The following is a 21,289-nucleotide window of genomic DNA, read 5'->3' as shown; positions in this document are numbered from 1 at the left end:
GAAGGTACAGAAAGATAGCGCATTAAGGGTATCTTAAAAAATGGGTTTTGGGGAGTGACTTTCGATAATCAGATTGAACAGGTTTCAATTCGTTTGCGTCAGGACGATGAAATCCCACTTGCAGTTGCGGAATTCGATTCGAACGGTCGTGTGAATTTTCAAAATAACCGTTTCAAGTCATTATTTTATGACGGGCTTCCTTCCGACGATCCTCGGTCGGGGCGGGACGTTTCGGAAATGTTGCGGGCCCTCCTCGATCACTATGGCGACAAGGCCGTTTCGGGAGAGTCCGACGGCGACATCGCGTCGGCGGATTGCTTTTATCCCTGGTTCGCGAAGCCGAGCCAGGCGCCGGCGCGTCTGGATTTCACCTATCCGTTTCGGGACGGGGTCGAAGATCCGCAGAAAACGGCCAAGCGGCACTTTCAGATCTATCTGCGGGCGCGGCGGCAGAGAGGGCGCGGGGAGCGCCGCTATCTCGTTTTGATCGAGACGGTAACCTTCGAGAAACGAAATCAGGAGATGGTGGAAAGCACGGGGGAGGCGCTGAACAGGAAGCTGCGCGATGTGCTGGTCGAACAGGAGAATGGCCAAACCCCCGGCCTCAGCTACAAGATCATGCCCGAGCGTGCGCCGGTGGGCGGCGATTTCGTCTTCGACTGGTCGGTCAACAAGACCCAGCGCGTCAAGCGCAGGCTGCGCCTGACGATGGCGGGCGATGCCGATGCGCAGGGGATTGTCGGCGGGCTGATGGCATCGAGCGTCGGTGCGACGCTGAAATCGCTCTGCCTGAAGCCCAAGGAGCTTTTCGGCAGCGCAGCGGGGCAAGAAAGCCCTGCGCGTCTGGTCGCCGAGCATCTCAACCGGGAAATCATCGACCACAACACCACCGGATCGCGGGGTGTTGATGGCATGGTGATGGTGACCGATCTCAGCGCGCGGCGGCTTTATGTTTCCGAGGGCAAGTTCGACATCTATCTGTTCGAACGCGGCTTCCGGGATAAAGCGGATATTCGCAAGATCGGGAATATGTACCCCGGGGATGGCAGCACTCCGCTGTCGGAATCCTTCGGTCAGGATCCGGGTCAGCGCTTCAGCGAAAAAAACCTTCCTCTTCAGGCCACGACTGTCGTCGTGGCTTTCAGCGACGGTGCCGGAAACGTGTTCGAGGATGCGGGTTATGGCGAGCGGCGGGCGGATTTCCGGACCCTGATTGCAGAAACGGTTGCAAATCTGGGGGAAAGGCCGAAGAATACAGTTGATTTGGTGGAGGCGCTTGCAAAGGCGCTTGTGGAAAAGCTGGACCAGTGCCGCGCGCCGGCCCAGCCCGACATCGGCGCGCCGCTTAACGAACGGGATGACGACGAACTTGTCTTTGTTTTTTCGCCGCTGAACCGCCCCTGGAAAGGACAGCAAAAGTGATTTCGGGACTTTTCCGAAAATCAGGAATTGGGCAGACGCGATATGGTCTATCGCATCAATATATAGTATTCTGCCCCCAAGAACCACAGAGTTCAGAGGGGCAGAGCAGATATGTTTAAGAAACCCATGTTGCGCCACAATATGTATGGATATAGCGGGACTCTCATTCAGAATACGCCGCTTATGGCCGAAGACGAGATCCGGGCGACCTTCGATATCCGCGACGATCGGTTTCACGATCACGTCTATGCGGTGCTGGACGAATTGACGCATAACGCCACTCACCACAGCCCGCCGGGCCGGAAAGAGGCGCGGGTCAGCGTCGATCACGATGAGATCGGCATGTTTGTCGAGGTGGCCTCGATCAGCGACCGTGACCAGGCGGAGTATGTGCGCGATTTTGTCGAACGTCACAAAACCCTGTCGGATGCGGCGCTGCTCGAGGAAGAAATCGCCACGTTCCGGAGGAATATGGGCACCGGGCGCGGCGGGGTCGGGCTGTTTCAGGTGATCCGAAGCGCGCTGTCCACCGATCTCGAGCGTCTGATTTTTGTCGAAACCGCTCCCAGCGAAACGGCGGATCTGATGGAACTGACCGTGCGGGTTTATGTATCGACCGATACCGGGGGCAATCGCCGTGACGCAAGAAGCATTTAGCGTCGCGGGGGATGAATATTCCCCCTCGTTCCGTTTCGATCCTCAGAAGCGCAGCTTCCTGCTCAAAGGCCGGTCGCGCATGGAAGAGGCTGTCGTGTTTTACGGCAATGTCGGCGGCATGCTGATCGAGGCTGTCGAGGAAGGGTCCCGCGACGGGATCGAATATGTGCTGCGGTTTGAGCTGATAGCGGTCAAGACCGCCTCTGCGGCGGCGATCCGGGACATGCTCGCCAAGATCGCCGCGGGGCTGCCCGACGGGGTGACGCTGGCGGTTGTCTGGTGCGAAATGCCGGGTGCGGCGAACCGCAACGCCGCAACGCTGATCGAGCAGACCTGCCCCAGTTCCATCTCCTTCTGCCGGACGGACCCGAGCCCACGCCCCGGGAGCCGCTGAGTCGTCAGGCGGCATTTTCCATCGCCCGGGCGATCTGCTGAGCGAATTTGGCGGTGGCCACAGGCAGCGTCCGCCCGCGCATCTGGCCGATCAGCAGCAGACCCGGGTCGATGTCGGCGGGATGGATCCGGCGCACCACGAGCCGCGGGTCGGAGGCGGGTAGCAGCCCGATCGGGATCTGAAAGCCCACCACCCGTTCATACAGCACATATTGGCGCATCAGCTCGAAACTATCGGCCTCGATCACCGGATCGAGCGAGAGCGAGCGCCCGCGCGTCGCCATCTCGAGCAGATGGCGCACCCCGTATTCCCGCGTCGGGATCACATGCGGAGAGACCAGACAGTCACGTAGCCGCAGCACCTCTTGACCGGCCAGCGGATGATCGGTGGAAAGTACCGCGCAAACCGGTTGCTGAGACGCTTGGATTACTTCGAAATCAACCAGATAGACCGGCTCGAAGACGATGGCGAGATCGGTGGCGAAGCTGCTCAGCTCGCGTTCTGCCTGAGCGCGGTCGCGGATGCGGATCGAAAAGGTCACGCCGGGATGCGCCTTGCGATAGCGCGCCACCTCGCGCGGCAGGAAGATCGGGTTGAGCGCCTGCGAACAGGCAATCGACACATGCCCCCGGCGCGCGCCGCTCAGATCGGCGATCTGGCTGCGGACCCGATCCAGATCGCCGATTTGCGCCTGGATATGCTGCATCAACAGCTCTCCGGCGGGGTTCAGCCGCACACCGCGCGGCAGCCGCTCGAAGATCGGCGCGCCGAACTCCTCCTCGAAATTCTGGATCCGGCGGTTCAGCGCCGATCCGGTGATGTTCATGTCCTCGGCGGCGCGGCGGATCGAGCCCGCCCGGGCGACATCGCGGATCATGGTGAGCGTCGTCAGATGGCGCATGAAGACCCACTGCTGCAATTTTTGCATCGGTACGGTGAAAACATAGCAGTAGAAAGCGGCGCTGCACAGCGGCAGGCTTCCGCAAGGGCAGGGCACGCCAGAGGGTGCCGCCAGCCTGCAAGGTTTTTATCCACCGATGTGACGGATGCTCATGACCGACGATCTGCCTTTCACGCAGCCCGCCTTGCGGCACGCCGATGCGGCGGCCCCGCGGCCGCTGCGGATGATCCATCCGCGCGCTCGCGTGACAGGGGGGCGGGCGCCCGATGCCCCGTGCTCAGGGATCGAGGCTCACATGGGCCGAGACGATGCGCCAGCCTTCGGGGCGGCGCATCCAGACCTGGCTCTGGCCGCCCCGGCGGCCCGAGCCGAGGCGGCGGTATTCGCAGGTTGCGGTGCCGAAATCGGGCGAAAAGGCGTGAATGCGAACCTCGCTCAGCTCCCGGGCGATGTCGCTCACGTCGCGCCCCCGCCGAAAGGCCGCGATCTGCGCGTGGCCGTAAAGCCCGCCACCCGGCGCCAGCCGCACCGCGCGCGGATCCTCCCAGAAGAACCCGGTCAGGCGCGCCACGTCATTGGCGGCCAGCGCCGCCTCGTAGGCGTCGAACTCGGCACGGATCTCGGCCTCCACGGCCGCCCTGTCGAATGTCTCCATGCCGTTTGTCTCCCCGCGTGCCAGAGCCTCTCAGCAGCCCCGAGAGAAAGGAATGCCAGAAAATGAGCGAAGTGCAACTTGCCGCCGAGCCTTTCGATCTTGCCCTGAACCCGTTGCGGACGGCGCTGGTGATCATTGATATGCAGCGCGATTTCCTCGAACCCGGCGGGTTTGGCGAGACGCTGGGCAACGATGTGTCGCTGTTGCAGGCGGCGGTCGAGCCCTGCCGGCGGGCGCTGGAGGCCGCGCGCCGGGCGGGGCTGCTGGTGATCCATACCCGCGAAGGCCACCGCCCGGATCTGTCCGATGCGCCGCCCGCCAAGGTGACGCGCGGTGCGCCCTCGAAGCGCATCGGCGATCCGGGCCCGATGGGGCGCATCCTGATCCGGGGCGAGCCCGGCCACGACATCGTGCCCAGCCTCTCTCCCGCGCCGGGCGAGGTGGTGCTCGACAAGCCGGGCAAGGGCGCCTTCCACCAGACCGATCTGGCGCAGATCCTGATGGTGCATGACATCGACACGCTGATCGTCTGCGGGGTGACCACCGAGGTCTGCGTCCACACGACGATCCGCGAGGGCAACGACCGGGGCTACCGCTGCGTGGCGCTTGGCGATGCCTGCGCCTCCTATTTCCCCGAGTTTCACCGCGTGGGCCTTGAGATGATCAAGGCGCAGGGCGGGATTTTCGGCTGGGTCAGCGATGCCGAGAGCTTCGCCACGGCCCTTTCCGCCGCGCAGCACGCGGCTTGAGACGACCCGCGCGCGGGAACCGCGCGGACCGATGCGACAGGAGAGAGAGAACATGGACAAGACGACAGTGAAGCTCTGGACCCCGGGCGACTGGAACGCCCTCTTCGGTCTGGGCACCAATGTGCTGGTCAACCTTCTGGTGATGACCGGATTGCTGAAATACGTGGTGGGTCTGCCCGATGCGCTGACCTTCGGACGGATCCTGCCCGCCGTGGGGCTGATGCTGTTCCTCGGCAATATGTATTACGCCTGGATGGGGCTGAAGCTGGCCCGGAAGGAGGGCAGGGCGGATGTCTGCGCGCTGCCCTCGGGCCCCTCGGTTCCGCATATGTTCATCGTCGTCTTCGTGATCATGCTGCCGATCCTCGGCCAGACCGGCGACCCGGTGAAAGCCTGGGAGGCGGGCCTCGCCTGGGTCTTCCTGCAAGGCTTCATCCTGATCGGCGGATCGTTTGTCGCGCCCTATATCCGCAAGATAACCCCGCGCGCGGCGCTGCTGGGCACGCTGGCCGGCGTCTCGATCGCCTTCATCGCCATGCGACCCGCGACCGAGATCTTCATGACCTCGATCATCGGGCTCACCTGTCTGGCGATCATTCTGGTAAGCTGGTTCGGCGGGCTGAAATATCCGCGCGGGATTCCCGCCGGTCTGGTCGCCATCGTCACGGGTATGATCATCGCCTGGGGCGCGGCGGCGCTGGGGATGCCGGAGATTGGCGGCATGAGCGCGACCGCCCTGGGCGAAAGCCTGGCGCATTTCGGCTTTTCCATCCCGCTGCCGGCCATCGACCATGTCTTTTCGGGCTTCGAGTTCCTTGGTTTCATCCTGGTCACCGCCATCCCCTTCGGCGTCTACGATCTGGTCGAGGCGATGGACAATGTGGAAAGCGCCGAGGCGGCGGGGGATGTCTATTCCACCACCGAGGCAATCTCGGCCGAGGGGGCGATTTCGCTCATCGGGACGCTGCTGGGCTCGCCCTTCGCCAATGCGGTCTATATCGGCCACCCGGGCTGGAAAGCCATGGGCGGGCGGATCGGCTATTCCGCCGCCACCGGGCTCTTCGTGCTGGTGCTGGCGTGGTTCGGCGTGCTGGCGGTGTTTCTCAACCTGGTGCCGGTGGTCGCGATCTCGCCGATCCTGCTCTATATCGGCATGCTGATCGGCGCGCAGGCGTTCCAGAGCACGCCGATGAAACACGCGCCCGCCGTCATCCTGGGACTGGTGCCGCATCTGGCCGCCTGGGCCAAGACGCTGATCGACGGCGCGCTGGGGGCCGCCGGGGTGCCGGTCACGCCGGAGCTCATCGGCGGCATGGCGCAGAGCGGCGTGCTTTACGAGGGGCTTGGCGTGCTGGGCAGCGGCGCGATCCTGACCGGGCTGGTACTGGCCGCCATCGGGGTCTTCATCATCGAGCGCAAGTTCCATTGGGCCGCGGCGTTTGCAGGCGCCGGCGCGGTGCTGACCTTCTTCGGCTTCATGCACGGGCCCGAGGTCGGGTTCGGCGTGACCCCAAGCGTCGCGTTGGCCTATGCGCTGGTCGCGGGGTTCCTGATGCTCTGCCCGAAATTCGCGGTGGTCGAGATGCCCGAGGACAGCGCCGCGCCCGGCGCCGAGCCGCAGCCGGCGGAGTAAGCGGGGTGGGGTTCGACGCCTATATCGACGCGGTGTCGGAGTTGATGGATCTGCCTGTTGCGGCAGAGCATCGCCCCGGCACCGCCCGGTTCCTGGGGATCGCCGCCGAGATGGCGGCGATCCTCGACACCGTTCCGCTGGACGATGCCGAGCTGGTGCTGGCGCCGGTCTTTCGTCCGGCGCCGCGCGGGGAGGGGGGCGATGTCTGAGCGGCCCTGGGCCATGGCGCATGAGATCGCCGCAGAGGTCGCCGCGGGCAGACGGAGCGCCCGGGGCGTGGCCGAGGCCACGCTGGCGTGGATCGCCGAGGCCAACCCGGTGGTCAACGCCTTCACCCATGTCACCGCCGAGCGCGCGCTGGCCGAGGCCGAGGCCATCGACCGCGCGGTCGCGGCGGGGCAGGCGCCCGGCCCGCTTGCCGGGGTGCCCTTTGCGGTGAAGAACCTCTTCGACGTGGCGGGCCTGCCGACGCTGGCGGGGTCGCGGATCAACCGCGACCGCCCGCCCGCGGGTGCCGACGCGGCGCTGGTGCGGCGGCTGCGGGCCGCCGGGGCGGTGCTGGTGGGCACGCTGGGAATGGGCGAATACGCTTATGATTTCACCGGCGAAAACGCGCATGAAGGCGCCTGCCGCAACCCGCATGATCCGGGGCGGATGACCGGCGGCTCCTCCTCGGGCAGCGGCGCGGCGACGGCGGCGGGCCTGGCGCCGGTCTCGCTGGGCTCCGACACCAACGGCTCGCTGCGGGTGCCCGCCTCGCTTTGCGGCGTGTTCAGCCTCAAGCCCACCTATGGCCGGCTGACCCGCGCGGGCACCTTTTCCTTTGTCGACAGCCTCGACCATCTCGGCCCCTTCGCGCGCTCGGTCACCGATCTGGCGCTGGCCTATGACGCGATGCAGGGGCCGGATCCGGCGGATCACGGCTGCGCGGGCCTGCCGCCCGACCCCGCGCTGCCGGGGCTGGAGGAGGGGGCGGTCGGGCTGCGTCTGGCCCTGCCCGGCGGCTGGCTGGACGCGCAGGCGGGGCCGCAGGCGCGCGCCGCCGCCGAGACGGTGGCAGAGGCGCTCTGCGCGCAGGGGGCGAAGCGGTGCGAGGTTGCCTTGGAGGGCGCCGAGGCGGGGCGCGCGGCGGCCTATCTCATCACCAATTCCGAAAGTGCCGCCTTCCATCTCGACCGGCTGCGTCAGCGAGCCGGGGACTTCGATCCCGAGACCCGCGATAGGTTCCTGGCCGGCGCGCTGCTGCCTGCCGCCTGGGTCAGCCGCGCGCAGCGTGTCCGGGCCTGGTGGCTGTCGCGGGCCATGGCGGCCTTTGCCGAGACCGATGCGCTGATCGTTCCGGCGACACCGGTTCCGGCGCCGCGGCTGGGGCAGACGGTGCTGCATCTGAACGGCGCGGACCGGCCGCTGCGGCCCAATCTCGGCCTGCTGGCGCAGCCGTTTTCCTGCATCGGCCTGCCGGTGGTGACCGTGCCGGTGTTTCGCCCGGGCGAGATGCCCATCGGCGTGCAGATCGTCACCCCGCCCTGGGCCGAGGCGCGCGCGCTGCGCCTTGCCCGCGCGCTGGAGCGGGCGGGGGTGGCGGCGGCGCATGCGCCCGAGATGGCGCTTTCAGCGCCACGCGGGCGCCGCGCGCTCTGACGGCGGGGCGCTTGCAGGTTACAGATCCTGCGGGCCGTGCCAGGCCCGGAGCGGGCCGAGCCGGGGCGATTTCTTGGAATAATGCCGGTCCATCCGGCGCAGGATCTTGGCGAGAAAGGCCACCGCCTCCGGCGCATGCGGCCCCTTGTTGAGCATCACGCATTCCGCGCGCTGCGCCATGGCGGCATCGGTCGCCTCGGCGCGGGTCGGGTGCCCCTCCTTGGCGAGATTCTCGAGCACCTGGGTGGCCCAGACCACCGGCACCCCGGCGGCCTCGCAGATCCACAGGATCTCTTCCTGGATCTCGGCCAGCCGGATCAGGCCGATCTCGACCGCCAGATCGCCGCGCGCGATCATCACCGCCACCGGTCCGGCGCCGCCGGCCTGCACGATCAGACGCGGCAGGTTGCTGACGGCGAGATCGGTCTCGATCTTCAGGATGATCGCCGGGGCGGGCTTGCCGGCGGGCAGGCGCGCGGCCAGCGCCTGCTGCAAGGCGCGCACATCCGCCGGGGTCTGCACGAAGGAGAACCCCACCACATCGGCAATCTCGACCACGGTGTCGAGCGCGCGCAGATCGGCCCCGGTCAGCGCCGGGATGTCGAGCGCCACGCCCGGCAGGTTGACACCTTTCTCGGGGGCCAGCCGCGCGCCCTTGTCGCGGGCGGTCTCGACCTCCAGAAGCGCGCCCTCCGGGCCGCAATCCACCACCTTGGCGGACATCTTGCCGTCGTCGAACCAGAGCTTGGCGCCCACCGACATATGGGCGAGCAGCTCGGGATGGCTGAGCGTCGCCTGTGGCGTCTCGGCGCTTTTGGAAAGGGCGCGGACCAGCGCGAACCGGTCGCCGGTATAGAGCTTCGGCCCGGCGCGCATCGGGTCCTGACCCTCGTGGCGCATCTTCTTCAGGCGGCTCTTCTTTTCTCGCTCGAGATAGCTTGCCGGCATTTGCACCGCGAGGGTGCGGACCTTGGGGCCCGCCAGATCCATCGCCACGCGCAGGTCGCGGCCGTATCGCGCCGCCGCCTTATGCGCATGGGCGGCCATCGTGCGCCAGGCGTCGGGGCCGTCATGGGCGCAGTTGATGCGCACGCAGGTCGCCCCGGCCTCGATCAGCGCGGCGACGATGGCGGGGTCATCGGCGGCCTCGCTGGGCAGGGTGGTCATGATGCGGGTGTCCGGCCCGGCGGGATCGGCGCCGAAGATCGTGTCGCGATCCTCTTCCACCTGCCGTGCCAGTGCGGTCTCTTGGTGCAGGCGCCGGTGGGTGGCGGGCGTCTCTCCGGACAGGGCGCAAAGCGCCGCGATGACCGAGTCGAGCGTGCCCAGCACATGGCCTTCGGAGCGCCCCAGCGTCGATAGCCCCAGCATCGACAGCGCGGCCTGCTCTTCGGTCAGATCACGCTTGCGCATCGCCAGATACAGCGCGAGGTTTTCTGCCCGCGCGCGGAAATCGCCGCGCTGCAAGGCGCTGTCCCATCCTTTGGCGATGGTGTCGGCCTCGGCGCAGACCGATTGCCGCACCTCGCGCAGCCGGGCGCAAAGCTCGGCAGCCAGCGCGCGTGTCTCGATACCATCCTCGACGATCTTCAGCATAGGTCTCGCAGCCCCGTTGTTTGGCGGACCGCCAGCATATCCGCGTTTGATGACAGCTTGATAATGCCGGGATGCTACATTTTGCCGCCAGCGCGCCCCGGGTTCGGCGGCGGCGCCCCGGGCCTTACTCCCATTCCATCTCTTCAAAGGTCGCCTGGGCGTTGCGCCCGGCCAGCGCGTCGAACTGTTCGAGATAGGCAAAGGCCGACTGGTCGATGGTCGGCGCCGCCAGAATGTCGCCGCCGTCCTCGATCAGTGCGCCGATCTCGCGGCGCAGCGTCACGAGGTAGTCGTAGCTGTCCGCCCTGGCCCGGTCGAGCGTGGTGGCCGGGCCGTGGCCGGGCACCACATGCACCGGGTCAAAGGCCGCCATCGCCTCGAAGGCCGCGATCCAGCTTTTCACGTTCGATTGCGGGCCGACGCCGAGGATGCGGTCCACATAGACGATGTCGCCGGTGAACATCACCCGCTGCGCGCCGAGCCAGACAAAGCTGTCGCCGGGGGTGTGGGCCGGGCTGCGGTGATGGATCTCGAAGCGCAGGCCGCCCAGCTCGAGCGTCTTGTCGCTGTCAAAGGTCTCGTCCGCATCGGCGGGGGCGGTCCCGTCGAGCCCGTCGCCGATCAGTTGCGCCAGCGCGCTCATCTGCATCGAGCCGCGGTCGTGATGATCGGCCTGGGCCGCCTCGGAGGCGATCACCGTCGCGCCCTGGGCCTGCCAGTAGCCGTTGCCGAGCCAGCGGTGATCCTGCCCGCCGGTGTCGATGACATAGACCACCGGCAGGTCGGTCAGCGTGTCGATGGCGGCGTCGATCATCTCGGCGCCTTTCCACGATCCGCCCGGATCCATCAGAACCACGCCTTCGGGGGTCACGACGACGCCGAAGGTGGCGTTGTTGCCGAGGTTCTCGGGATCGCGCTGCCCCATGGGGCCGACCAGCGCCCAGACGTTCTCGGCAACGGGCTGGATCTCCAGCACCCCCGCCAGCGCGGGCAGGGGCAGGGCGGCCGCGAGGGCCGCCAGGATAGCGGGTTTCATAAGGCTCCTCCCTTCGATCCGGCTCAGGCCGACAGCCAGGCTTCGAGCTTGGCCGCGTCCGGCAGCCCGCCCGCGTGCACGAGCTTGCCATCGACGGAAATCCCCGGGGTCGACATCACGCCGGCCATGGCGATGGATTTCGGATCGGTCACCTTCTCCACCGCGACCTCGAGCCCGAGCTTCGCGGCGGTCTCGCGGACCATGGTTTCGGTGGTCTCGCAGCGTTTGCAGCCGGGGCCATAGACCTTGACGGTTTTCATGCGGGGTCTCCTTTCAGAAGATCAGGTTGAACAGGATGCCGACCGCGAGGATGCCGCTGGCCACCACGCCGATGAAGACGGCGATCAGGCGCAGGGTCAGCACCTGCTTGAGAATGATCATCTCGGGCAGCGACAGCGCGATCACGCTCATCATGAAGGCCAGCACGGTGCCAAGCGCGGCGCCCTTGCCAAGCAGCGCCTCGACGATGGGAATGACGCCGGCGGCATTGGTGTACATCGGGATTCCCATCAGCACCGCGGCGGGCACGGACCACCAGGTGCCGGCGCCCATGATGCGCACCATCAGATCCTCGGGCACATAGCCGTGGATCAGCGCGCCCATGCCGATCCCCAGCAGGATCCACAGCCAGACCTTGCCGAAGATCTCGCGCACGGCGGCGATGCCCAGCTTGTAGCGGTCCACCATGCCGGGATGCGCGGTGTCGATGTCGGCGGGCGCACCGGCGCCGGTGTGGATCTCGCGCACCCAGTCCTGCAACCAGCCTTCGAGGCGCAGCTTGCCGATGACAAAGCCCGCCACGATGGCGATGCCCAGACCGAAGGCGAGATAGGTCACCGCCACCTGCCAGCCGACCAGACCGAAAAGCAGCACCAGCGCCACCTCGTTCACCATCGGCGCGGCGATCAGGAAGGAGAAGGTCACGCCCAGCGGCACGCCCGCCGAGACGAAACCGATGAAAAGCGGCACCGCCGAGCAGGAACAGAACGGCGTCAGCACGCCGAGACCGGCCGCCAGTACATTGCCGACGCCCTCGGCCTTGCCCGACAGCACCGCGCGGGTCTTTTCGGCGGAGAAGAAGCTGCGCACCACGCCCATGGCGAAGACGATGAGCGTCAGCAGCATCATCACCTTCGGCACGTCGTAGAGGAAAAAGGCGATGGCCTCGCCGCTGTGGCTGTGCCGCTCGACCGGCAGCAGCGCCGTGATCCATTCGGATAGCGGGCGCAACTGGCGATAGACCAGCCACCAGGCAACGGCAAAGGCGGCAACGCCCAGATGCCACTGCCAGTCGGGGCGCGAGGGATGTGCGGGGGTGGTGATGTCGGCGCTCATGCGGCGCTCCTTTCCTGGCTTTGCGCGGCCCGGAAGACGGCGGCGACGACCGCGTCCAGCTCCGGGGGCAGGGCGGGGTTCAGCCGGTAACGCACCCATTGGGCATCGCGCCGGTCGGTCACCAGACCGGCCTGCTTGAGCACCTGCATATGCCGCGACATGCGGCTTTGCGTGGCGCCCAGCCGCTTCATCAGCTCGCAGACGCAATGCTCAGAGCCATCGCTGAGAATCCGCATCGCTTCCAGGCGGGTCGGTTCGGCCATGGCCGAGAGAACGGTCAGAATCATCGGCAATCCCCTTTATGCGCATAGGCGCATAAGGGCGGCGGAGTTGCCTTGATTTGGATCAACCGGCGGTATTAGAGGCGCAGGCGGGTCGGGTCGAGCGCCGCGAGCGCGGGGTCGGTTTCGCCGGCCATCCGGGCGGCGAGCAGCGCGCCGCTGGTCGGGCCCAGGGTAAAGCCCTGATGACCGTGGCCGAAATTGAACCACAGGCCGGTATGGCGCGGCGCGGGGCCGGTGAGCGGCAGCATGTCGGGCATGCAGGGGCGCACGCCCGTCCAGCGCCCGCCGGGCGCTTCGGGACCCAGCTCCAGCAAGTCGCGCGCCGCTGCCACCGCCCGGTCGAGCTGCGGCGCGGTGGCGGGATCGCGGCGGCCGGAGGAGAGGTCGGCGCCGGTCAGGATGCGCAGGCCGCCGCGCATCGGCGAGAACACCGCGCCATTGGCCACATCCATCAGCGGGCGGTCGAGCGGCAGGGCATTGCGCCCCCCGGCGGCGGTGAGATGCGCGTGATAGCCACGCTTGGGCACCATCCGGATGCGATAGCCGAAGCGCGCCAGAAGCGCCGGCGACCAGGGTCCGAGCGCGACCACCACCTGCGCCGCCTCGACGGCACCGTCGTCGCTGGCAACGCGCCAGCCGGGCCGGGTCTGCGCCAGGCTCAGCGCGTCGCCGGTCAGGATGCGCCCGCCGCGCGCGGTGAAGAGATCGGCATAGGCCCGCACCAGCCCGCCCGGGTCGCGACAGGGCCAGGCGTCTTTCCAAACCACCGCCCCCGCCATCGGTCGGCGCAGCGCGGGCACGGCGGTGGCGAGCGCGGCGCCGTCCTCGATCTCGACCGAGAGACCGGCATTGCGCGCCAGCCGCTCGGCGTCGCGCGCCTCCGCCTCGAACCCCGCCGCATCGCGGTGGACGTTGCGAAACCCCTCGCGCCGGACCAGATCGCCGGCGCCGGCGGCCTCGATCAGCGGTGCGTGATCCGCCGTGGCGCGGCGGATGAGCCGCGCGTAAACCCGCGAGATCTCGCGGTGGCGCGCCGGGGCGGAGGCCAGCCAGTAGCCCGCCAGCGCCGGGGCGTTGCGCAGCACGCCGGGGATGTTCCAGTCGATGTCATTGCCGCGTTTCAGCAGGATGCCGGTCAGGCCCGCCAGCCCGCGCGGCATGGCATAGGGCTCGACCGCCTCGCCCTGGATGATGCCGGCATTTCCATGGCTGGTTTCTGAGCCGGGGAGGCGGCGGTCGATCACGGTCACCTCATGCCCGCGCGCCTGCAACGCGAGGGCCGAGCCGATGCCGACCATGCCGGCGCCGAGGACGATCACGGACATGGGCGGGGCCTCGCAGGCCGCGCCGCGCGCTGCGGCGGCGCGGCATCCGGTCGTCCCGGACCGGAGACGTCCGGGCGGGGCGGCAATGCGCGGATCATGAGACCTCCTTTCGCGGGGCGTCGGGATGCGCCGCGTGGCGCCGGTTCCTGTCAGACCAGGATAAGATCGGGATCCAGCGCCGCAAGCCCCGTGTTTTCGAAGATCACCGTCACCCCCTGGTCGCTGAAGACCAGATCCGCACCCTGCGGCGCAAAGTGGCTGCGGGCCTCGGTGCCGTCGGCATAGCCGAAGCCCTCGAAGGACAGCAGATCCCAGGGCTCCAGATCGTGCACGCGGAACGTTCCGGGGTCACTTGTGCCGAAGACGAAGAGATCGGCCCAGAGCCCGCCGGCCAGCTCCGTTGCCGTGCCGCGCGCCTCGATCCGGTCGTCGATCCCCTGGTCGAGCATCCACAGGCGCAGATCCTCTTGGGTGGCGCTGACGAATTCGCTGCTCTGGGCAAAGCCGAGCACGACCTGCGCGCGGCTCATGCCACTGTCGAGCCGGGCCGTCCAGTTCGCCAGCCCGGTGGCGTCGGCATCGCGGCCGAGCACGTTCTGATAGAGCAGCGCGACAAAGCCTTCGTTGTCGAGCGCGCCATAGGTGTTCTGGAACTCGGTGCTGGTCACGAAGCTGTTGATCACGGTGGTAAACGGCATACCGTCCGCCAGCCGCCCGGACCAGTTGGCAAAGCCCGTCGGATCGGGCGCGCGGTCGAGCGTCGCCTGGTAGAGCCGGTAGACCTCGTCGCTCCAGGTCGTTGGGCTGCGGGCCTCGGCAAAGGCCCGGGCATCGGCTTGCGTGTCGCTGACGAATTCCTGGCTCTGGGCAAAACCCAGCACGACCTGGGCGCGGCTCATGCCGCCGTCGAGCCGCGCGGTCCAGTTGGCCAGCCCGGTTTCATCGGCCGCGCGGCCCAGCACGTTCTGATAGAGCAGCGCGACAAAGCCCGCATTGTCGAGCGCACCATAGGTGTTCTGGAACTCGGTGCTGGTCACGAAGGCGCCGCTCACCTGCACCGGGGTCCGGAGATCGGTGGCCAGCCGCTCGGTCCAGTTGTCAAAGCCCGTGGCATCGGGGGCGCGCGCGAAGGTGGCCTGGTAGAGCCGATAGACCGCGGCGGCCTCGTCGGGCGCATAGCGCGCCTCGAAGCCGTCGCCGAAGAGCCGGGTGTCGCCCGCGCCGCCGCTCAGCAGATCGCCGCCATAGGCGGTCTCGGGCAGGACCGTTGCGCTTTCCGGGCTGGTGAGGCTTTCCAGCGTGCCGCCGCCGTCCTCATAGCTGACCCGGACCGAGATCTGGTGGCCGATATCGCCCGCGGCGATGGTATAGCTGGGCGCGTCGGCGCCGGGGATCGGCGCGCCGTCGCGCAGCCACTGGTAGACGAGCGCTGCGGCATCGAACCCGTCCGCATCGCCGATGCTCTGCGAGGCGCTCAGCACCGCACCCTGGAGGGCCGCGCCAGAGATTTCGACACCGCCCGAGGGGGCGTCGTTCACATTCGCCACCGCCTCGCTGACCAGCGCGGTGACGCTTTCCGAGGTGCCGGTCAGATCGGTGTAGCTGTAACGCAGCTCGATGCGGTGGCCGACATCCTCCTGGGTGAGCAGATAGGTGGTGCCGGTGGCGCCGTCGATGGGCTCTCCGTCGCGCAGCCATTGCAGGGTGGCGGGCAGGGGGCCCATTCCGTCGGCATCGCTGATACCCGAGGCATCGACGCTCAGGGTCTCGCCTTGTTGCGCGGTGCCGGTGACGGTGAGCGTACCTGAGGGCAGGTCGTTCACATTGGTCACGTTTTCTGCGGCGAGGGCGGTGACCTGCTCTGCGGTGCCGAAGAGGTCGGTGTAGCTGTAGCGCAGCTCGATGCGGTGGCCGACATCCTCCTGGGTGAGCAGATAGGTGGTGCCGGTGGCACCGTCGATGGGCTCGCCGTCGCGCAGCCATTGCAGGGTGGCGGGCAGGGGGCCTAGGCCATCGGCATCGGTGATACCCGAGGTATCGGCGCTCAGGGTCTCGCCTTGTTGCGCGGTGCCGGTGACGGTGAGCGTGCCGGAGGGCAGGTCGTTCACATTGGTCACGTTTTCTGCGGCGAGGGCGGTCACCTGCTCCGCCGTGCCGAAGAGGTCGGTGTAGCTGTAGCGCAGCTCGATGCGGTGGCCGACATCCTCCTGGGTGAGCAGATAGGTGGTGCCGGTGGCACCGTCGATGGGCTCGCCGTCGCGCAGCCATTGCAGGGTGGCGGGCAGGGGGCCTAGGCCATCGGCATCGCTGATGCCCGAGGCATCGGCGCTCAGGGTCTCGCCTTGTTGCGCGGTGCCGGTGACCTGAAGGCTGCCGGTGGGGGCGAAGTTCTCCACGCCGATCCCCTCGAAGGTCAGCGTGCCGCCTTCGGCGAGGGTCACGATGCGGTTGCCGGTGGCGCTGTCATAGCGGGTCTGCCAGGCCGCGAGGCTGGTCGTGTCGAAGGCCGAGAGGTCGAGGCTGTCCTCGGAGAAATCGAAATCGGTCAGCACGTCGTCGTCGCTGCCGGGCGAGAGAATGAACAGATCCGGACCCGCGCCGCCGGTCAGCCGGTCGCTGCCCGATCCGCCGGTCAGCGTGTCGGCCCCCGACCCGCCGTCCAGCGTGTCGTTGCCCGCCAGACCGTCGAGACTGTCGTCTCCGAACCCGCCCTCGAGACTGTCCGCCCCGGGCGTGCCGATCCGGGTGACCGTCTCGCCCGAGCCCAGCACGGTGATCTCCAGCGACTGGGTGCTGCGATTGCCGGCGCCGTCCTCGACGGTGACCTGCCAGACCTGGGTCGCGGACATGCCCTTGGCAAGCTGGTTGTCCGGATCGTCGGTGACATAGCGCAGCAGGCCGCCGGCGGTGATCGTCAGCGTGCCGACCGGCCCGGCGAGATCCAGCGTGCCATCGACGCTCTGGCCGTCCACCGCCACCACATGCAGGCGGAACCCGCTGTCGTTGTCGAACAGCGCCGCCTGCAAGGTGGTGCCGCCCTCGACGACGGTATGGGTGTCGTCCTGCAACGTCATCTCGATGGGCAGGACGATCTCGACGGTCTGGCCGACGATGTCGCTGGTGGCGCTGCCCTCGGGAACCTGCGGGAAATATACCGTCAGATCGGTGGTGCCGCTGCCTTCGAGACCGATGGGCAGCAGGTCGAACAGCGTCGTGTCGGTGAACGCGGCGATGACGCCGGCCTCGAGGATGGCGCCGGCGGCGGTGCCGGCGGCGTCGAAGGCCTGGAGGCCGACGAGGGTCCGGCCATCGACCACGCGGGCCCAGGCCAGGGCAAAACCGCCATCGTCGAGCGCGGTTACGGCATGGCCGAGCGCCATCACCGCGTCGGGATCGACCAGGATTTCGCCGGTCAGCGCAACGCCCGCCGCATCGAAGATCTGCGCCTTGACGCCCAATGCGTCGCCGCCGGTCGCATCCCAGCTCAGCACATAGCCGCCACCGTTCAGCGCGGTGACCTTGGCGCCCATGCCGCCGACATCGTCGATGCCGGTGGCGAAGGGGGTGCCGCTGGGATGACCGTTGGCGGTCAGCCGCTGCATCATCAGCACGCCGGAGGTCTGCCAGGTCAGCAGGATCGAGCCATCGGCAAGCTGCGCCAGCGCGGGGTTGGTCTCGGCGCCGGGATTTCCGGGCAGCTCGATGAGGCCGCCCACCGGCTGGGCTGTCGCGTCGAAGCGTTGCAGCACCAGCGCATTGTCGTTGTCGGGAAACCCGCGGCGCTGGGCGAGCACCAGCGCGCCGCCGCCTTCCAGCCCCAGCACCAGCGGGTCAAGCAGCCCGTCGATATGGGTCAGCCGGAAGGTGCCCGTCGCGGGACCGAACAGGTTGAAGCTGCGCAGCTCGATGGCGGGGGGCGTGTTGGCGCCGCCGGAGAAATCCTGCCAGGCCACCATGAAGCCGCCGTTGCTCATGCCGGCCACAACCGGATGGCGCTGGTCGAGCTGGGTGGCCGTGGCCAGCGGCAGCTCGGTCGAGACCGGGTCGCCGCTGGCGCTGACGGTGCGCAGATAGACCCCTGTGCCCGAGCCGTCCTGCATCGTTGCGGTCCAGACCACGGCCCGGCTGCCGCCGCTGAGCAGCGCGCTGTCGAGGTCGAACTTGTGGTCCGAGCGGTCGAGGTTCAGCACGAAGCTGTCGCCGCTGCGCGCCAGCTCGGTCTCGTCGCGCCCGACGACGCTGACATTGATCGTGGCCGAGCGGCTGCCGTCGAGGCTTTGCACCGTGAGCTGTTCGACCGCGACATCGCCGTCGTCCAGCGCGGCAAAGGCGGGGCTGGCGGGGTCGATCGTATAGCTCCAGAGCCCGGTGGAGCTGAGCGTGAACGTGCCATAAAGCCCGTCGAGCGCGGCGGGGTCGATGGGGGCGAGCCGGCCCTCGCCGGTGTTCGGGTCGCTGACGAGGATCCGTCCCGAGGCGCGCTGCGCCGGGGCGCTTTCATCGACGGTTCCGGTAAGATCGCCCGAAATGCTGGCCGGTGCCGGATGCTCCTGCACCTGCACGGTGACGCGCGCGCTGGCGGCCTCGCCGTCCTCGTCGATCACCCGGTAGCTGAAGCCGGCCTCGCCGATGAAATTGGTCTCGGGAACAAAGCGCAGATCGCCCTCGGCGGTCAGCGTGACGGTGCCATGGCTGGCGCCGAACACCTCGGCGATGCCGGTGACCAGCGGCCGGTTGTCGCTGTCGTTGGCCAGCAGGTCCGCGGCCGCGATGATCAGCCCGGTATTCGCCAGCGCGACGAGCTCGTCATTGACGAGCTGCGGCGCGCTGGGAGAGATCGGCGAGGCATTGTCGAAGCCGTAGACGATATAGCTGCGGTCGTCGCTGCCGGTCAGCACCAGATCGTCGATACCGTCGCCGTTCAGGTCGCCGCCGCCGGCAACCGAAAGCAGGCGCTGCACGAAGCTGTTGTCGAGGGTGATCCCGCGCACGCCGTTCAGCGCCTCGACCGAAAGCGTGGCGGGCATCCCGGCCTCCGATCCGTAGATGACATAGGCGCGGCCGGTGCCGTCGCTTCCGTCGACGGCCGGGTCGAGCAGCGACAGCAGGGCCAGATCGTCAATGCCGTCATTGTTGAAATCGCCCGCCGCGGTGATCGCGCCATAGCCGAGTCGTGCCCCCGCCGCGCCGTCGATGCGGAACCCGTCGCTGCCGTTGAGCGTGGAGAGGTCGATCCCGGCGTCGAGCCCGCCACGCTTGCCAAAGATCACATAGACGCTGCCGCTGTTCGCAACGCCGTTCACGCTGGCATATTCCGCCGAGATGGCGAAATCGGGAAGCCCGTCGCCGTTGATGTCGCCGATGGCGGCCACATGGGCGCCCAGGGCGGTGTCCGCGGCCGGAAGCGTAAAGGCGATGCCTTGATCGGGGGTGAGCGCGGTGAGGTCGAGGGTCCGGCTGCCGTAGCTGCGGGAGCCATAGACGAGATAGGCCGCCGCATGGGTGCCGGTGCCGGCGCTCAGCGTATCCGGGGCGCCGATCAGCATGTCGTCGATACCGTCGCCGTTGACATCGCCGACGCCGGCCAGCGCGGCGCCGCTCATCTGATAGGCATGGCCCCCCTGCAAGACCAGATCCGCGTCGGCGATGGTGAGCGTGCCGCTCAGCCCGGCGCCGCCGGGGCCGCCGAAGAACACATAGCTCTCGCCGGCCTGAGCGCGCCCGTCCACCGTCGCGCGGGTGGCCGAGATCATGATGTCTGCATAGCCGTCGCCGTTGACATCGCCGACCCCGATCACGCCGGCCCCCAGAAACTGGTTGCGGGTGGTGCCCTGGATGGTGGCGCCGCGCGCGCCGCTCAGCCCCGACAGCGTCAGGTCGGTGCCGAAACCGCCGGCCTGGCCATAGACCAGATGCACGATGCCGGCACCGTCCTGGCCATTGGCGCGGGCGTTCCGCGAGGAGATGAGGAAATCCGCCAGCCCGTCGCCGTTGACATCGCCCGCCGGGGCCATGCTCGCGCCGGTCGCGACCGAAACGCCCAGCGGGGCGATGCGCGTGGTGGCGCCGCCGGCCTCGTTCTCGAGAAACACCGCCGGTCCGCCGATGACCGAGCCGAGCAGGTCGGCATAGCCGCCGGCGCGGCCGTAGACCAGATAGTTGTCGCCGATGACAAGGTTGCTGATGGCGTTGCTCCATTCCGACCGTCCGCCAATCAGCAGATCGGCGCGCCCGTCGCCATTGACGTCGCCCAGCAGCGTCGCCGTGCCGCCGAGCAGCTCGGCGGTCAGCTTGACCCCCTCCGCGCCGTCGAGGTTCCGCAGGGTGACCTCGGTCACCGCCTCGCGCACGTTCACCGTCGCGGTCGCGGTTGCGGTCAGCCCGTCGGGATCGCTGATCGTATAGGAAAAGCCCGCCGGCCCGACGAGCCCGTCATCTGGGGTGAACAGGACCGAGCCGTCCTCGTTCAGCGCGACGGTGCCGCCAAAGGCGCTGTCCACGGCGACGATCGACAGCGTGTCGCCGTCGATGTCGCTGTCGTTGGCCAGCAGCGTCTCGGCGGCGATCTGCATGGCGACGCCGGCAAAGCCCTTCATCTCCTCGCCCTCGGCGGTGGGGGCGTCGTTGACCGGGGCCACGTCGATGCGGGCGGTCGCGGTGCTGCTGCGCCGACCGTCCGAGACGGTGAAGGTAAAGCTCAGCTCGCCGTTGAAATTCTCCGCCGGTGCGATGGACAGGCTGCCATCGGCGTTTTGCACCAGCGTGCCGTTGCTCATGCTCCCCACGGCGGCAAGCGAGAGTACGTCGTGGTCCGCGTCGCTCGAACTGGCCAGAATCTGCGTGGGGGTGAGCGTGAGAAGACCGTCTTCGGACATCTCGAAACGCACGTCGCCCGCATCGGGCGCGTGCAGCGTGGGCGAGAGGTACTGAAAGACCCACATGCCGGTCTGCCCGGTGTTGCCGGTCGTGGTGTCGAGCTGGGCGCTGCGCGCGGCATCGCCCGAGGCCGAGGTGGTCGCCACGAACTCGCCGAGGGCGACACCGGAGGCCGCGGGGCCGGCGGGATCGGAGGCGCCCCAGGTCACATTCCCATAGCGCAGCACCACGTCGAAATCGTCGCCGGGACGGTCGAAAAGCTGAATCTGGAACGAGCTGCCGCCAGCGGTCCGGTTGTATTGGTAGGGCAGCACGTCGAGCCAGGTGATGGTGACCACATCGCCGACGGGATCCACATCCACATAGATGCGGGCATTGTTGAAATGCGGGGCGATGTCGGTCCAGAGCGCGGCGATCACCGGCTCTGTCTGGCCGGTCGGGATGTGGTTGGTGTCGTAGTAATAGGCGTTGGGGCCGAACGCGACAAAGCCATTGGTGCTGACGCGGAAATCGGTGGCGCTGTAGCTGCGTCCGCCGATGACGAACCCGTTCGCGAACACCGCCGAGACATCGACGCGCAGTTGAAAATCGTCGATGTTGGGCAGCCGGATCTCGCCATAGCCCTCGGGGCCGCCCAGCCCGGAAACCAGACTGCCGTTACCAGTGATCGCCGTACCCATGACCAGGCTCTTCCGCTTCGATCTTTGTGGGGAGGCCCGAAGGCGCCCGTCTCCAGTCTGCCCGTTCCCGGTGGGGATACCCTGCCGGTCTGCTCGCGCTGAGGG

General features: G+C 67.9%; 16 protein-coding genes. 7 read left to right on the top strand and 9 right to left on the bottom strand.

From position 1 onward, the window contains the following. Positions 1-54 precede the first annotated feature (54 nt). The 3 genes from M4578_RS25735 to M4578_RS06290 all read left to right on the top strand — a co-directional run bounded on the left by M4578_RS25735 (position 55) and on the right by M4578_RS06290 (position 2,473). Entirely contained in the window at positions 55-1,422 is a 1,368-nt protein-coding gene (locus M4578_RS25735) for a SpoIIE family protein phosphatase (protein WP_258092611.1), read from the top strand. A gap of 183 nt (positions 1,423-1,605) precedes the next feature. Beyond that, entirely contained in the window at positions 1,606-2,079 is a 474-nt protein-coding gene (locus M4578_RS06295) for a hypothetical protein (RefSeq protein ID WP_258092610.1), read from the top strand. Beyond that, positions 2,060-2,473 carry a DUF1987 domain-containing protein gene (locus M4578_RS06290; RefSeq protein WP_258092609.1) on the top strand — a complete coding sequence of 138 codons (414 nt, stop codon included), beginning with the start codon at positions 2,060-2,062 and terminating at the stop codon, positions 2,471-2,473. Before M4578_RS06295 ends, M4578_RS06290 begins: the two co-directional genes overlap by 20 nt. Before the next feature lie 4 nt (positions 2,474-2,477). Here the strand turns inward: M4578_RS06290 and M4578_RS06285 are convergent, their stop codons facing one another. Both M4578_RS06285 and M4578_RS06280 read right to left on the bottom strand, forming a co-directional pair. Continuing rightward, positions 2,478-3,374, bottom strand: a complete 897-nt coding sequence (locus M4578_RS06285; protein ID WP_258092608.1) for a LysR family transcriptional regulator — start codon at positions 3,372-3,374, stop codon at positions 2,478-2,480. 277 nt (positions 3,375-3,651) lie between these two features. Continuing rightward, positions 3,652-4,029, bottom strand: coding sequence for an AtzH-like domain-containing protein (locus M4578_RS06280; protein WP_258092607.1), 378 nt, complete (start codon positions 4,027-4,029; stop codon positions 3,652-3,654). A gap of 62 nt (positions 4,030-4,091) precedes the next feature. On the opposite strand from M4578_RS06280, the gene M4578_RS06275 reads away from it, so the two are divergent. From M4578_RS06275 to M4578_RS06260, 4 genes are read left to right on the top strand one after another with little or no spacing between them, the layout of a single operon-like run. After that, complete coding sequence (locus M4578_RS06275; protein WP_258092606.1) at positions 4,092-4,778, top strand: cysteine hydrolase family protein; 687 nt, start codon at positions 4,092-4,094, stop codon at positions 4,776-4,778. A 52-nt stretch (positions 4,779-4,830) separates the two neighbouring features. After that, on the top strand, positions 4,831-6,411 hold the full coding sequence (locus tag M4578_RS06270; protein ID WP_258092605.1) for a hypothetical protein: 1,581 nt from the start codon (positions 4,831-4,833) through the stop codon (positions 6,409-6,411). A 5-nt stretch (positions 6,412-6,416) separates the two neighbouring features. Next, entirely contained in the window at positions 6,417-6,620 is a 204-nt protein-coding gene (locus M4578_RS06265) for a DUF4089 domain-containing protein (RefSeq protein WP_258092604.1), read from the top strand. Continuing rightward, positions 6,613-8,052: an AtzE family amidohydrolase gene (locus M4578_RS06260; RefSeq protein WP_258092603.1), complete on the top strand. Its 1,440-nt coding sequence runs from the start codon at positions 6,613-6,615 to the stop codon at positions 8,050-8,052. The genes M4578_RS06265 and M4578_RS06260 overlap by 8 nt, the downstream gene beginning before the upstream one ends. A gap of 18 nt (positions 8,053-8,070) precedes the next feature. Here M4578_RS06260 and M4578_RS06255 read toward each other — a convergent pair whose 3' ends face one another. The 7 genes from M4578_RS06255 to M4578_RS06225 all read right to left on the bottom strand — a co-directional run bounded on the left by M4578_RS06255 (position 8,071) and on the right by M4578_RS06225 (position 21,184). After that, complete coding sequence (locus M4578_RS06255) at positions 8,071-9,648, bottom strand: pyruvate kinase (RefSeq protein ID WP_258092602.1); 1,578 nt, start codon at positions 9,646-9,648, stop codon at positions 8,071-8,073. A 124-nt stretch (positions 9,649-9,772) separates the two neighbouring features. Further along, the gene (locus M4578_RS06250; protein ID WP_258092601.1) at positions 9,773-10,684 is read right to left on the bottom strand and encodes an MBL fold metallo-hydrolase; all 912 of its coding nucleotides are present in this window, start codon (positions 10,682-10,684) and stop codon (positions 9,773-9,775) included. Positions 10,685-10,707: 23 nt separating this feature from the next. Beyond that, positions 10,708-10,944 (bottom strand): thioredoxin family protein, encoded by a 237-nt coding sequence (locus M4578_RS06245; protein ID WP_258092600.1) that lies wholly within the window; start codon positions 10,942-10,944, stop codon positions 10,708-10,710. 13 nt (positions 10,945-10,957) lie between these two features. Further along, the gene (locus M4578_RS06240) at positions 10,958-12,019 is read right to left on the bottom strand and encodes a permease (RefSeq protein WP_258092599.1); all 1,062 of its coding nucleotides are present in this window, start codon (positions 12,017-12,019) and stop codon (positions 10,958-10,960) included. After that, positions 12,016-12,306, bottom strand: coding sequence for an ArsR/SmtB family transcription factor (locus M4578_RS06235; protein WP_258092598.1), 291 nt, complete (start codon positions 12,304-12,306; stop codon positions 12,016-12,018). The genes M4578_RS06240 and M4578_RS06235 overlap by 4 nt, the downstream gene beginning before the upstream one ends. Positions 12,307-12,377: 71 nt before the next feature. Continuing rightward, positions 12,378-13,628: an NAD(P)/FAD-dependent oxidoreductase gene (locus M4578_RS06230; protein ID WP_258092597.1), complete on the bottom strand. Its 1,251-nt coding sequence runs from the start codon at positions 13,626-13,628 to the stop codon at positions 12,378-12,380. Positions 13,629-13,777: 149 nt separating this feature from the next. Next, the gene (locus M4578_RS06225; RefSeq protein ID WP_258092596.1) at positions 13,778-21,184 is read right to left on the bottom strand and encodes a DUF4214 domain-containing protein; all 7,407 of its coding nucleotides are present in this window, start codon (positions 21,182-21,184) and stop codon (positions 13,778-13,780) included. Positions 21,185-21,289 lie beyond the last annotated feature (105 nt).

Source organism: Salipiger pentaromativorans, assembly GCF_024721115.1.
In the GTDB taxonomy this organism is placed as follows: Bacteria; Pseudomonadota; Alphaproteobacteria; order Rhodobacterales; family Rhodobacteraceae; genus Salipiger; species Salipiger pentaromativorans.
The sequence above is the reverse complement of the archived record's forward strand: the minus strand, read 5'-3'. Positions and strand labels throughout refer to the sequence as shown.